Below are 15,322 nucleotides of genomic sequence, written 5' to 3' on the forward strand. Positions count from 1 at the left end.
GAATGCCTATTGAGATGTACACGCAAGACTAGAAAGTGCATAAGTGCTGTAACTAACATTCAAATTAAGCGATGGTCAGCAAGACAGGAACTGCTCTTTTAGTTGCGTAAAGTGCACCTTTCTCATATTCGACGCAAGTCTCTGAGAAAAAGAAGTTTAGACATTTAAAAAATGTTGTAGGCTAGATAGATATCTCAGCGCAGTTGTGTGTTGTTGCAGCTATCATAGGGCACTTTTACGTGATGATTAAATCTGGTACCCCCCGTAAATTTTCGATTAAATCCACAATCGGAAGTTTATTTGTTATTACTACGGCAGTGGCGGCACTGCTCGGACTTGGGATGCAGTATTACTTCGCTAAACAGATGTCGGAGGAACATATCCTGACTCGATTAACCATGAAGGCTAAAGACGTCAGTACCCATATCCGCCAAATTGATGCAAGTGCTACCAGCAGCGTTGAAGTCTTACGGAGCGTTGTTGATTTTAGTGATTCTGATCTGAATGAATCCGAAATCAAGCGGGTGTTTATCCAAACTCTGCTCGATAATCCTGTTTTTTACAGTATCTATTTTGCCAATAAGAAAGAACACTTTTTCCAAGTTATCAACTTGGAATCGTCCCCTGAAGTTCGAGAGAAGCTAGGCGCTAAAGTTAATGAGCGTTGGGTCATCATCAACATCAAAGGTGAAGGCAAAGCTCGAATGCGACAAACGACGTATTATTCGAATTCGCTAGAGTTAGTCCGCGAAACAGAACAGAAAAGTAATTTTTATCCATCTCGTCAACCTTGGTTTGTCAACGCATCATCGGACAGCGTTCACAAAACCGATCCTTACCTCTTCCAGCACCAAAAAATCACAGGACAGTCTTATTCTGTGAGCAGTAAAGTTGCGGTTGTTGGTGTAGATACTGTGTTGTCGTCATTGAGTGAAAAGATCGGTGCTACTGAGCTTGGGATGAAGAAAGACGACAGTGTCGAAGCGTTTATTTTTAATTCTCGTGGTGAGGTTATCGCATCCAGTATTAATGCTTTACACGACGTGGAGATCCCTCATTCATCGCGATTGGAACTGAGTGAACAACAAAAGGCTTTATTAGGCGACCGAGAGTTTGTGGTTTCTAACCAAAACGACTGGGGGCCCTATGATTACACTCAGAGCGGTAAGCCCGGTGGTTATGCTGTTGATGTTCTCAACCTGATTTCGCAGAAAACGACTATGAGATTTGGGTTTGTTAATGGCTTTAGTTCGAGAGAGTTAGAAAAGAAATATCGCGAAGGGGAGATTGATATCCTCCAGCCTGTACTGGGCTCACCTTTGGGTTTAGGTATTAAGAGTGATCCACTGTTTATCGGGCAACTTGCGATTGCGGCTAAGACAACGAACCCATTGCCGTCGTCACTCAATGAATTGGGTGATGAAAGTGTTGGCGTTGTGTCTGGTTTTGGCATGAAAGAATGGCTTCTTGAACGCTATCCAACACTGAATATTGTCGAACAGCCTAATCTCGATCTAGCTAAGCGAGCGCTACACGAAGGGGATATTCAGTATCTGGTAGACAGTTATTTAACTATGGTTGAGATGAAACGTTTGGTGAAGCTAACCAATATTTATGTCGCTGTACTCGACGCGCCACCTCTTGAATTCTCACTGTTTATGAAAGAGAAAGACAAAGATGTGGTTGCGTTGGTTAACCAAGCCATCGCGGGCATTTCACCCGATCAAAAAGTGGCGCTAGAGAAGAAGTGGCTGAGGCCTAACCTATGGACAGGGAGTTTCGTTCCTTATCCAGAGGTCTATGAGCAAGCACGCCAAAGAGACAAGCACGACACGATGATTAAAGTAGATATTGAAGGTGAGCATCGTTTTCTTTACATCACAGAGTTGCAATCTACCCGTCGAACAATTGATTACTTTGCGGTGCTCGTTCCCGATCAGGTAGTAACTGATGCTGTCATCAGTCGATTATCCGAGGCTATTGCGTTTACTTCTATCGTGATGGTGTGTTTATTTCCATTCGCATGGAAAGTGGGTTCGCACATTGTTCGTCCAATTTTGGCGTTGCAGAAAGAAACCGTCAAAATCAAAGACCGCCAGTTTGATAAGCTCGTTCCGGTAGAAACACGTATCAAGGAGGTATCCGATTTATCCGACTCAGTAACCGCGATGATACAAGAGATTCAGCACCATGAACGGCAACAAGAAGAGTTTGTGGAAGCCTTTATACGCCTTATTGCTCAAGCGATCGATGACAAGTCACCTTATACCGCAGGACATTGTAATCGTGTGCCAGAGATAGGTTTGATGCTGGCTGAGGCAGCAGAAAGGTGCGACTCCGGTAGGTTCAAAGACTTCAAATTTAATAATGACGATGAACGACGTGAATTTCGCATTGCTGCCTGGCTGCACGATTGTGGCAAAATCACCACGCCAGAGCACATAGTGGACAAGGGCACTAAGTTAGAAGCCAACTACAATCGTATCAATGAAATTCGCACTCGTTTCGAAGTGCTAAGACGCGATGCCGAAGTCATCATGTGGAAAGCGATATCAACAGGTGAGCTGTCCAAAGAAGAGGCACAGGCTAATTTCGAACAGCGAGTTAAGCAGTTGGATGAGGACTTCCGATTTGTAGCAAACGCCAATGTGGGTGGTGAGTTCATGAGTGACGATAAGATCGAACGAATCAAACAGATCGCCCAGCAAACGTGGCTACGTCATTATGATGATCACCTTGGCCTTTCTCCGTTTGAAGAAATGATTAAGTCAAAATCAGACATGACGTTGCCAGTGGTCGAAAACCTTTTGGCGGATAAGCCTGACCATATTATAGAGCGCGTTCGCCCGATGGAATTCGCGCCAGAGCATGGGATCCAGGTACAAGTACCGGAACACCAATACAACTTGGGTGAAGTGTACAACCTGACCATTTCACGTGGTACGTTAACGCCGGAAGACCGCTTTAAGATAAACGAGCATATGATCAGCGGCATCAAAATGCTTGGTGCACTGCCATTTCCTCCGGAGTTAAGCAATGTGCCACGTTATGCTTCAACTCACCATGAGACGCTGAAAGGCACAGGCTACCCACGTCGATTAAGTGCCGAAGATTTGTCGATCCCTGAACGTATTTTGGTTATTGCTGATATTTTTGAGGCGTTAACCGCAGGTGACCGACCATATAAGAAAGCGAAGCCAGTCAGTGTTGCTATCGATATCATGTACAAGATGGCAGTGGACGAGCATCTGGATATGGACTTGTTTTTGTTGTTCTTAGAAAGTGGGGTTTACCGTAAATATGTGAATAAGTTCATGCCAGCGGAACAGGTTGATGAGGTGGATATTGAAAAATACTTAAAAGCGAAATCACCAGATGTATCTAAATCTCGATGTCACGATTTTGTAGGTTAAATTGTCGACAATTTTCTTGATTGTCAACACATATATAGTCTATTTTGTATTCAGGTAAACAAGTTGTTGACACTTTAACATCTCACCGAGATTGCCTCGAATATGAATGCCAATTGGAAATTTCCTTATAAAGCACGTGTTTCTGACAGAGAACATACCAAGTCTTCATCACTGGCTGAATCTCTAGTAGAGGCGATCGTCAGTGGTGACATTGAACCGGGCAGTAAAATATCAGAGCCTGAATTAGCCAAAAAACATCATGTAAGTCGAGGTCCTTTGCGTGAAGCCTTGATGCGCCTTGAAGGACTTGGCTTAATTGAACGTATTCCTCATGTCGGTGCTCGTGTTATCACTTTCTCGCCAGAAAAACTCATCGAATTGTATTCAGTCCGTGAAGCATTAGAGGGCATGGCGGCAAGACTTGCCGCTCGCTATATCACTCAAGAAGAGTTAGTGAGCTTGGAAATGCTATTGTTGACACATTCCAAACACATCGACGAAGTCGAAGGCGCTTCTTACTTCCACCAGCATGGTGATTTCGACTTCCATTATCGAATTATTCAAGCAAGCCGAAACAGCAAGCTTATCTCTTTGCTTTGCGACGAGCTGTATCATTTGTTGCGCATGTATCGTTACCAATCACCACGCGCGCAATCTCGTCCTAATGAAGCACTCAACGAACACAAATTCATTCTGCAAGCGATTCGCAACCGTGATGAAGAGCTGGCAGAAATGCTGATGAGAAGGCACATCTCAGGTAGCCGAAAACTTATCGAATTACAGTTTCTACATTCTGAAAGTAAAGATAGAGAACAAGACTAGAAGGAAATTGTCATGAGCTTATCTCCGGGGGCGAAGTTCAGACTCGCCATTGAGCAAAACAATCCGCTGCAGATCGTCGGCACCATCAACCCATACTGCGCCATGATGGCGAAAAACTTGGGTCACCAAGCTATCTATTTGTCGGGTGGCGGCATCGCTAACGCATCATACGGTTTGCCAGATCTTGGTATTACGACACTGAACGATGTTTTGGTGGATGTCGACCGTATCACAAACGCGTGTGATTTGCCGTTATTGGTTGATATCGATACCGGTTTTGGTGGCGCATTTAACATCGCACGCACTATCAAGGCGATGGAAAAAGCGGGCGCGGCGGCTGTGCATATGGAAGACCAAGTGGCGCAGAAGCGCTGTGGTCATCGTCCAAACAAAGCGATTGTTAGCCAACAAGAAATGGTTGATCGAGTGAAAGCGGCGGTGGATGCACGTAATGACGAGAGCTTTGTCATTATGGCTCGCACTGATGCGCTAGCGGTGGAAGGCATGGATAGCGCGATTGAACGAGCGATTGCATGTGTGGAAGCGGGCGCAGACATGATCTTCCCAGAGGCAATGAATCAGCTAGACCAATATCAACAGTTCTCGACAGCGGTCGAAGACGCAACAGGGAAGCACGTGCCGATTCTTGCCAACATTACTGAGTTTGGACAAACGCCGTTATACGGTTGTGAAGAGTTAGCCCAATCCAACGTCGACATGGTTTTGTACCCATTGAGCGCATTCCGTGCGATGAACAAAGCTGCTGAGATGGTATATAAACACTTGCTAGAAGTTGGCAACCAAGAAGCGCTGCTTGATTCAATGCAGACACGAAAAGAGCTGTATGAGCACCTTAATTACCACGACTACGAGAATAAGTTAGACAAGCTGTTCTCCGAGGGTAAATAAGGTCAATAAAGAAACAAACGGAAGCCCAAGACAAATACTATTTAAGAATCTCTGATCCAATAACGTGAAACTTGTCTGATTAAAAAGAGCCCATTAAGAGAGCCAATTCAGACAGAAAAGGAGTTCAACAATGCCTCATTCTGTAGAAAAAAAAGCTGAGATAGACGGCGCAGGTCTACGCGGTCAAAGCGCGGGAAGCACAGCTTTATGCACTGTCGGTAAAACGGGGACAGGTCTAACGTATCGTGGTTACGATATTACGGACTTGGCAAATCATGCTCAATTTGAAGAGGTGGCGCATTTGCTGTTACGCGGTCACTTACCTAATCAACAAGAGCTAGACGCCTACAAGACACATCTATTGAGCTTGCGCGGCTTACCAGCGGAGCTTAAGCAAGCGTTAGAGCTGATTCCTGCTGATGCTCACCCGATGGATGTTATGCGCACAGGTTGCTCTATGCTGGGTAATTTAGAGCAAGAAATGGACTTTGAGCAACAGCTCCATGCTACTGAGCGAATGCTGGCGCTTTTCCCTGCCATCATCTGTTACTGGTATCGATTCAGCCACGATGGTGTGCGAATCAAAACGCACGATAACAGTGAAGACTGCATTGGCGGCTACTTCCTAAAACTGCTTACCGATAAAGCACCAAGCGAAACGCACAAAAAGGTGATGCACTGTTCTTTGATTCTTTATGCAGAGCATGAGTTTAATGCCTCAACATTTGCAGCGCGCGTGTGTGCTTCTACGCTTTCTGATCTTCATTCTTGTATTACGGCTGCTATCGGTACGTTACGTGGTCCACTTCATGGCGGTGCGAACGAAGCGGCGATGGAGATGATTCAAGATTGGCAAACGCCAGATGAAGCAGAAGCCAATATTCTGCAAATGCTAGAGAACAAAGACAAAATCATGGGCTTTGGTCATGCGATTTACCGCGAAAGTGACCCTCGTAATGCACTGATCAAGCGTTGGTCAGAAGCGTTATCAAAAGAGGTGGGTGACACGCATCTTTACGCGGTTTCTGAGCGTGTGGAATCCGTCATGAAGCGTGAGAAAGGTCTGTTCTGTAATGCCGATTTCTTCCATGCTTCGGCTTACCACTTCATGGATATTCCGACCAAATTGTTTACGCCAATCTTTGTGATGAGTCGACTGACAGGTTGGGCGGCGCACGTGTATGAACAACGCGCGAACAATCGAATCATTCGCCCAAGTGCGGATTATACCGGACCGGATCATCAAGACTGGGTGCCAATCGAACAACGCTAGCGCGTGACGCCTCTTTGTGAGTTTTGTCTTGATGGCAATCACAAGGGGCGTCTCTTTCACCGCGAATCCATTTCAAAAACAGTATCGCGGTGCGTTCAGGCACAAGATGTACACTAAAGTGGAAGCAAGCCGATGAGCATCACCACAAATATAAATACTCAATATCGTAAGCCGCTCCCGGGAACCCAGCTCGATTATTTTGATACCCGAGAAGCAGTTAACGATATTTCTCCTGGAGCCTATGAAAAGCTCCCATACACCTCGCGTGTTTTAGCTGAGCAGTTGGTTCGTCGCTGCGACCCAAATACGCTCACTGATAGCTTAAAACAGTTGATCGAACGCAAGCGTGACCTTGATTTTCCTTGGTATCCGGCGCGCGTGGTTTGTCATGACATCCTTGGACAAACCGCACTAGTCGATCTCGCTGGTCTGCGTGATGCGATTGCCGAACAAGGCGGTGACCCAGCGAAAGTAAACCCTGTGGTTGAAACGCAGTTGATTGTTGACCATTCACTGGCGGTTGAACACGCTGGCTTTGACCCAGAGGCGTTTGAGAAAAACCGCGCGATAGAAGAGCGCAGAAACGAAGACCGATTCCACTTTATCGAGTGGTGTAAGACGGCGTTTGAGAACGTCAGTGTTATTCCTGCGGGCAATGGCATCATGCACCAAATCAACTTGGAGAAGATGTCTCCAGTTGTGCAAGCCAAGCAAGGCATTGCTTACCCAGATACCTGTGTCGGCACAGACAGTCACACACCTCACGTTGATTCACTCGGTGTTATTGCGATTGGTGTTGGCGGTTTGGAGGCGGAGACGGTTATGCTTGGTCGCCCTTCGATGATGCGTTTGCCAGACATTGTTGGTGTGAAGCTTACTGGTAAGCGTCAACCGGGTATTACCGCCACCGATATCGTACTAGCGATTACCGAGTTTCTGCGAAATGAACGCGTGGTTTCATCCTATCTCGAATTCTTTGGCGAAGGGGCGCGAGACCTAACCATTGGTGACCGCGCGACCATCTCCAACATGACGCCAGAATACGGCGCAACCGCTGGGATGTTCTACATTGATGAGCAGACCATTAATTACCTCAAACTGACAGGACGTGATGATCAACAGGTCGACTTGGTCGAGAGGTACGCCAAGCAAACCGGTCTATGGGCAGATGACTTAGATACTGCCGTTTACGAACGCGTACTTGAGTTTGATTTGTCTCAAGTTGGGCGCAACTTGGCAGGTCCATCTAATCCTCATCGACGTTTGCCTACGTCAGAGCTTGCTGAGCGAGGCGTTTCTGGTCAGTGGCAAGAGAAAGAAGGCGAGCTTCCAGACGGCGCGGTGATCATCGCAGCGATTACCTCCTGTACCAACACAAGTAACCCAAGAAACGTTGTGGCAGCGGGTCTGGTTGCTAAGAAAGCGAATGAGCTTGGCTTGGTGCGCAAACCTTGGGTGAAGTCTTCATTTGCTCCGGGGTCTAAAGTTGCTCGACTCTACCTTGAAGAATCTGGCTTACTCCCTGAATTGGAGAAGCTTGGCTTTGGTATCGTCGCTTATGCGTGTACAACCTGTAACGGTATGAGCGGCGCACTTGACCCGAAAATCCAACAAGAAATCATCGACCGAGATCTATATTCAACGGCGGTACTTTCTGGGAATCGCAACTTTGATGGTCGAATTCATCCTTATGCAAAACAAGCATTCTTAGCATCGCCACCTTTGGTCGTTGCATACGCGTTAGCTGGTACGATTCGTTTTGATATCGAACGTGATTTTTTAGGCACAGACAAAGAGGGCAAGCCGGTTTACCTCAATGACTTGTGGCCAACGGATGAAGAAATTGATGCTGTGGTGGGTGAGTACGTTAAGCCTGAGCAATTTAATCAAGTCTACATTCAAATGTTCAAACTGAATGATGAGGCTCGTAACCCAAATCCGCTCTACGATTGGCGCCCGATGAGTACGTATATCAGAAGACCCCCTTACTGGAAAAAAGAGGGGGATGGAGCATTGGCTGGTGAGCGAACTCTGTCTTCAATGCGTCCTCTTGCCGTTTTAGGCGATAACATTACGACCGATCATTTATCGCCATCGAATGCGATTTTGGCAAGCAGCGCCGCAGGTGAGTACCTCGCAAAGATGGGTGTGCCAGAAGAAGACTTTAACTCATACGCGACGCACCGAGGTGACCACTTAACCGCACAGCGTGCCACTTTCGCTAACCCGAAATTGTTCAACGAAATGGTCACGGAAAATGGCGAAGTCGTGCAAGGATCGCTGGCGAGAGTCGAACCTGAAGGCAAAGTGACGCGCATGTGGGAAGCGATAGAGACTTACATGAATCGCAAGCAGCCGCTTATCGTGGTCGCAGGTGCGGATTATGGTCAAGGCTCGTCGCGAGATTGGGCGGCGAAAGGCGTTCGCTTGGCGGGGGTAGAAGCCATTGTCGCGGAAGGGTTTGAGCGCATTCACCGTACCAACCTAGTTGGCATGGGTGTGCTCCCTCTGCAATTTAAAGATGGCGTAAACCGCAATACGCTCGAACTAGATGGTACTGAGCTTTATGACGTTATCGGCGATATCACTCCTGGTGCTGATTTGGCGTTGTTGATTACCCGCGCAAATGGCGAGAAGGTTGATGTGCGTGTGAATTGTCGACTCGATACCGAAGACGAAGTTCACGTGTACAAAGCAGGTGGTGTGTTACAGCGTTTTGCTCAAGACTTCCTCTCGCAATAGACAGCACAATAACAATAGATAGCGCAATAATGGAGCTCAATATATGGATAGCAAGATGCAAAGCCAAATCAAAGTCCCGGCGACTTATATGCGCGGCGGTACGAGCAAAGGCGTGTTCTTCAACCTTGAAGAGTTGCCACAGCCAGCTCAAGTCGCAGGCGAGGCAAGAGACAAGCTGCTACTTCGTGTGATTGGTAGCCCTGACCCGTACGCCAAACACATTGATGGCATGGGCGGCGCGACTTCCAGCACCAGTAAAACTGTGATTGTGTCGCGCAGCGAGCGGTCCGGTCACGACGTTGATTACCTTTTTGGTCAAGTATCGATAGATAAGCCGTTTGTCGATTGGAGTGGTAACTGTGGCAATCTTTCTGCCGCTGTCGGACCTTTTGCCATTCATGCAGGGTTGATCGACGAAGAACGTATTCCCGAAAACGGCATCGTTACTGTTCGCGTATGGCAGGTAAATATTGGAAAAACCATATTGATTCATGTGCCAATCATAAATGGTTTCGTTCAAGAAACAGGAGAGTTTGAGCTTGATGGTGTGACGTTCCCTGCTGCTGAAATCCAAGTTGATTTTGTCGACCCTGCTGATGGCGAAGGCAGCATGTTTCCAACCGGCAATCTAGTAGACGATTTGGTCGTGCCAGATGTTGGGACGTTTAACGCCACTTTCATTAACGCAGGCATACCGACAGTCTTCATTAATGCAGAAGCACTTGGCTACCAAGGCACTGAGCTTCAAGATGACATCAATAACGATGAATCTGCCCTTATGAGGTTTGAGTCCATTCGTGCTCATGGCGCGTTAAAAATGGGGTTGATTGATTCTCTCGAAGAGGCTCAAACACGTCAACACACGCCTAAGATTGCGTTTGTTTCCCAACCTAAATCCTACTTATCGTCGAGTGGTAAAACCGTAGAAGCAGGTGAGCTCGATATTCTCGTCCGGGCTTTATCTATGGGCAAACTTCACCATGCCATGATGGGAACCGCAGCGGTCGCCATTGCTTCCGCGGCATGCGTTCCTGGTACTGTGGTTAATTTGGCCGCTGGCAGCGGCGAGAGAGAATCTGTGATTTTTGGACACCCATCAGGAACGCTTAAGGTGGGAGCAGAAGCCAAACGAACAGAACAAGGCTGGGGAGTAAAAAGAGTCACCATGAGTCGCAGTGCGAGAATACTGATGGAGGGCTTTGTGCGTGTTCCCTTCAATGTATTGGAATAGTATAGCGACCAAGTACATTAAGTTTTAAGTTTACATAAGCATAGGCTGGTATTTGAAGCTGTTTTATTCCTCTGTTAAAGGTTATCGCATTCCTACTTGCCTAAATGGGCGTTTAAACACACACTGTATCCGTTCCTAATTTTGACTATGCGTTTATGTGTACTTTTATAATAAAACCAGCCCTTTTTGAAGACCTAGAACAGCTCAACAACCTGATGTTTGAGTTGCATGATGAGCACCACATCCAGTCCCCAGAGTTTTTTAAAACGGCAGAAGAAATCGAGCAAGAGAAAAGTATCGCTCGGTATTTCGATAATCCCGAATGCTTGGTTTATGTAGCAAGACTAGACGATGAGATCATCGGCTTTGTATCGGGACATTTTTGTGAGCTCATTTCAACGGTTAGTAAGCCTGTAATGATGGGAAGTATTGATGAACTATATGTCTTACCTGAGTATCGAAAACAAGGTGTGGCAAAAGCTCTGATTGAAAAAATCGAGGCCACATTCGTTGACTACGGGGTAAAGCAGATGTTTGTTGAGGTATGGGGCTTCAATCAAAGCGCAGTTTCTCTCTATGAGAATCAAGGATTTGGTCATCATATTCACTGGTTAAGAAAGTCGTTGTCCACACATTAATTTGTGTCATTCTTTACGCGGGCAGAATTTGAACGACGAATAGCTCAAGCTGTCATCTTGCACAAAAGTAGATAAAGAGAGTTTATTGAGCTTAAGTTATATGCTCTCTCTTGTTGTTTCAATCATGAGATCGAGTAAAATCCGTGTAAAGTATTCTGACATTAACTTGATATAACTGGCACAATTGCGACCAAAATCTTAGTTAGTGTCTGATTTTTGTCAGAGCTATACGGTAAAGTCTTACTGATTCTTTTTGATATTTGCGCTAAGTGTATGACAGGTTCTCAATTTCCATCGGGGTTTTACTGGTTTTTCTATCATCACAAGCTTGTGGTTCTTCTCTTTCTTTAAGGTTGTATTTTGTGCTGAGACCGTTTTTATTTCTCACCCTGCATTTCATTTTGTTGCTTATTTCTCCCATATCTCACGCGAATTCTTTTCCTCAAGATCCCAAAGGGGCGCTGTGCGTTATCCGAGCTGATAACAAGCTGTTACTTATTCATGAGATATTTACAAACAAAATCTCGCTTCCCGGCGGTACGATTATCGCGGGAGAATCACCGAAAATGGCCGCTCAGCGAGAAACCTGGGAAGAGACAGGATTAGTCGTCTCTGTCGGTAATGAGTTGGGTCGATCTGACACAGCCGTGTTTTTTGACTGTATCTCGGATTCCGAGGTAATTGCATTTTCAACGACCAACTTGTTAGACGGAAACGAACTACCTATCTGGTTTGCGCCGCATTACGGTGTTGAGGTTGCATCTGCTATGTTAATGGAACCGAACAATATCGTTGCATCCTCATATCGTTACCCGTCTCAATGGGTCAGTGTTACGAGCTTTTATTCACGCGCGACAGATCAATCTGTGGGTTATGTGAAACAATTAATTGAGGCGGCCCCAAGCTATCGCCAAGTTGAGTTGTCTTGGATGGTGGCTCTTCAAACTTGGATAGGATCATTTTCAGCTTCCAGCCTTGGGGTAGCCTGTGAGATTGCCGATATGATTACGGGGTTAAGTAATCCAACTTTTTTGCTGTTTTTATTCCCATTTGTAATGATGAAATTTGATAGTCGTCTCGCGTATCGCCTATTTTTTGCGGTAGCGGCTACTTCATTAATTACATTGGTTGTCCAGCAAGGGTTCTCATTACCTCGTCCCCATGTTTATGTGCCGATGACTGAGTTGACCACCAGTTTTGGTTTTAGCTTCCCAAGTTTACCCATCGCAGTTTGGTTTTGTGTTATGACGTTTATGTTTCAAAGAACGGCTAGCATAGGCCTAAATCGAACTACTTTGTTTGCCGCCTTAGTCACGATGATCTTGGTGGGATGTAAGTTCTTTCTCGGAACCGCTTTTATTTTGGATATGTCCACAGGGGCGGTGTTAGGCGTGTTAGTTGCGTGGCACGTACTGCGTTTGGAAAGCACACCTGACGTGGATGTCGATAAATTACTGAGTTCGAAGAGCACTTGGCTCACGATGACAGCGATAACAGTAGTGGTTTTGGTCGTTTGGCCATTGCCAGTATTTGCCAGTTGGTTGGCAATTTTAATCACTGCTTCTTTTTTGGTGATGACGTCGAAAGGAACGAAGATTCGATTTGGACATCGGCAAATGTTTTTTGTGATTCTAGCCCTCTTGCTCGTTAACCAGCTTTATTTGTATTTTGGAGCAATGGTTTCATTCAGCGGGTCCTGGTCACTGGTATTCATCACTTTCCATTATCCACTGCTCATGTCGATTTTTGTCGCTCTCTCGAGAAAGCTTACCAGCGATAAGATAACAAGAGCTAACCACTCGACTTAGATAATAGATGACTGTTTGTCACCCCAACGCCTCGCACCTTGCGAGGCTTTTTTGTTTAATGACTTAAGGCTATTCCTAAATAAAGTCTCATTTTGAAAATTCAATTCAAGTTTTGCCTCAAAGATAAATATGAATGGCGGTCTTATACTATGGTTTTCTCCAAGTATCTGATTATATTCGATTATAAATTTCAATTGAAAGTGGCTTCATATTTGCTTCGCCTGTTAGTAAATCTGTTGCGCTCGTGATTAATTCGGGCAGTGAACATATGGGCTTGTGGTTAGAGGTCATAAAACGGATTTAATGCCTTTTCACGCTATTTAGATCAGCTGAAAACTATCTACATCACATAAGAGAGACAAATTATGATAGCGAAATTTAATATTACGCTCGCTTGTCTACTTGGCATCGTCAGTCCTAACGTAATGAGTGAAATTGTCGACCTAGACTTTTCTAATCATCAAGAGACGACTGATGGTACTGATTCACAATTGGGGCCAAGTTACAGCGGCGCAGACATGCACTTTATCAATGTTGGCACGCATGACGGCAAAACAATTGATGCCAAAGTGACCAGCAACACATTTGGCGATGCCACTTTTTTGTTCCACACTCCCAACTATAAGCAGACAACGACATCTGAGCCAAATGGTGATATTGGCTTTGTCTATCAAACCGAATCTGCGGGTGCTGCCGGCCTCGTCTATAAATTCGAGTTCTACGACGGGACGGACGCGCTGAGTGGTACGTTCTCTGTCCCTTACACTATTCCAGAGTTTGAGTTCATCGGATACGACATTGATGGTGAGCCAAGCCAATCAGAGCAGCTCCGTGTGTTCAAAAGTGAAGGTTTCTTCAGTTATCAAACGGGTAATTCAGCAGCAAGTTTGACTGCGGTAGAAGAGGCTGATGGGTCGGTGCTCTTTACCGGACCTGGCACAAATTATGACGAAGCAAATACCTCAGGTGCTGTCAAACTGGTTTATAAAAACTCTTCAACAGTCACACTCCAGTTTGAGACAGTAACCGCCGCTAATTCTAGCTTTCCAAACCAAATTTTCTCTGCTTTTGACGGGAATTGGGAATTATCAGGTTTTACGAATCCAACGCCAACAAACGATGAGTTTGACTTTGGTGATGCTCCGGATAGCTATGGCACGTTACTCGCAAACAATGGGGCACAGCACGCTGTGACAACGACGCTGTTTATGGGTAGCAGTATTGATGCTGAGAGTGATGGCCAACCAAACGTGGCTTCAACAGGCGATGACTTTGATGCGCTTGGTGATGATGAAGATGGTGTTAATCTTCTCACTAACTTTGAGAAAGGCCTTGATTCTGTGGTTAACGTAACCGTCGTCGGCACTGGTTATCTTCAAGCTTGGGCTGATTGGGATATGAATGGCAGTTTTGATGCTGATGAGCAGATAATCAAGAACCACGCAGTGACGACCGGTATAAATGCCGTCCCAGTTCGGGTAAATGATGATGCATTGATTGGTAATGTTCAGACGCGCTTCAGAGTTTCTAGTTTGTTGAATCTTCCAAGCGACGGTTACGCTGGTGATGGGGAAGTAGAGGACCACGTTTTCGATGTAACCGATCCTGGAACAACGGTACAAACATCAGACTATTATACCGCCGCGTTTGAAGACAACTGGCCAGAAATGGGCGATTTTGACCTCAACGACGTGGTGACTTACTACCGATCTAAGCTGATTATCAAAGATGGCAACGTTTTGCGATTTGACATAGACGGGACAGTAACCGCCTATGGAGCTTACTACAGGAATGGTCTAGCGTGGAAATTGTCTGGTTTCTCTGAGAGTGACGTTAACGCTCAGACTGCGAGAGTGACCAAGAATGGCGTAACACGAAGCAATATCTCTCCCTTTACCGGCCAAGACAAATCAATTGCATCACCGGGAGGAGACCTTGTTGTGGTTGCATCTGCTAACTTGAAAGGTGATATTCCGATCAACCCCGAGTGTGGTTTCCACAGAACCAACCCGAGCTGTAGTATTAGTCTTGAATCAACAGAGATGACGTTCAGTATTTCTCTACCTTTCAAAGCAGGCTCTGAGCCATCGCTATCCTCTTTCCCTACATTAAGTGGCTTCGACCCGTTTATCTTCGCAGGTGGTGGATACCATGGTGATAGTTTCACCACACCTCCGGGTAAAGATATCGAGATTCATACAGCGGACTTCGCACCTACATCAAGGGGTACTTCGGTTAGTGGATTTTACGGTTCTGCAGATGATGATTCGGATGCAGCAACCAGCAAATACTACCGTACCAGTGGTAACCTTCCGTGGGGGATCATCATTCCTTCAAGTTGGAACCATCCTTCGGAGTTCATTGATGTCAGTGTTGCTTATCCAGACTTTGCGGAGTGGGCGGTATCAGGTGGTTCATCGAAACCGACTTGGTACAACAACCCCGATGCCAGCCAAACTTGGACAACAACGGATTAATGAGGAGGA

The 15,322-nt window shown here is 45.9% G+C and carries 9 protein-coding genes; all 9 read left to right on the forward strand.

Going from position 1 to position 15,322, the window contains the following annotated elements; translation table 11 throughout:
* Positions 1 to 239: 239 nt before the first annotated feature.
* Complete coding sequence (locus AND4_RS03360; RefSeq protein WP_086026779.1) at positions 240 to 3,413, forward strand: HD domain-containing phosphohydrolase; 3,174 nt, start codon at positions 240 to 242, stop codon at positions 3,411 to 3,413.
* Positions 3,414 to 3,515: 102 nt separating this feature from the next.
* Positions 3,516 to 4,235, forward strand: a complete 720-nt coding sequence (locus AND4_RS03365) for a GntR family transcriptional regulator (RefSeq protein ID WP_009841498.1) — start codon at positions 3,516 to 3,518, stop codon at positions 4,233 to 4,235.
* Between the two features lie 12 nt (positions 4,236 to 4,247).
* A complete protein-coding gene (gene prpB, locus AND4_RS03370) occupies positions 4,248 to 5,144 on the forward strand; it encodes a methylisocitrate lyase (RefSeq protein WP_009841499.1) in 897 nt (298 codons plus the stop codon).
* Between the two features lie 130 nt (positions 5,145 to 5,274).
* Entirely contained in the window at positions 5,275 to 6,417 is a 1,143-nt protein-coding gene (gene prpC, locus AND4_RS03375; RefSeq protein WP_009841500.1) for a 2-methylcitrate synthase, read from the forward strand.
* Positions 6,418 to 6,549: 132 nt separating this feature from the next.
* A complete protein-coding gene (gene acnD / locus AND4_RS03380) occupies positions 6,550 to 9,159 on the forward strand; it encodes a Fe/S-dependent 2-methylisocitrate dehydratase AcnD (protein WP_009841501.1) in 2,610 nt (869 codons plus the stop codon).
* 43 nt (positions 9,160 to 9,202) lie between these two features.
* On the forward strand, positions 9,203 to 10,390 hold the full coding sequence (gene prpF / locus AND4_RS03385) for a 2-methylaconitate cis-trans isomerase PrpF (protein ID WP_009841502.1): 1,188 nt from the start codon (positions 9,203 to 9,205) through the stop codon (positions 10,388 to 10,390).
* A gap of 155 nt (positions 10,391 to 10,545) precedes the next feature.
* On the forward strand, positions 10,546 to 11,028 hold the full coding sequence (locus tag AND4_RS03390) for a GNAT family N-acetyltransferase (protein ID WP_009841503.1): 483 nt from the start codon (positions 10,546 to 10,548) through the stop codon (positions 11,026 to 11,028).
* A gap of 362 nt (positions 11,029 to 11,390) precedes the next feature.
* On the forward strand, positions 11,391 to 12,836 hold the full coding sequence (locus AND4_RS03395; protein ID WP_043991438.1) for a bifunctional NUDIX hydrolase/phosphatase PAP2 family protein: 1,446 nt from the start codon (positions 11,391 to 11,393) through the stop codon (positions 12,834 to 12,836).
* Positions 12,837 to 13,261: 425 nt separating this feature from the next.
* Complete coding sequence (locus AND4_RS03400; RefSeq protein ID WP_241210243.1) at positions 13,262 to 15,313, forward strand: LruC domain-containing protein; 2,052 nt, start codon at positions 13,262 to 13,264, stop codon at positions 15,311 to 15,313.
* Positions 15,314 to 15,322 lie beyond the last annotated feature (9 nt).

Origin of the sequence: Vibrio sp. AND4 (genome assembly GCF_000171815.1) — a bacterium.
Lineage (GTDB): Bacteria > Pseudomonadota > Gammaproteobacteria > Enterobacterales > Vibrionaceae > Vibrio.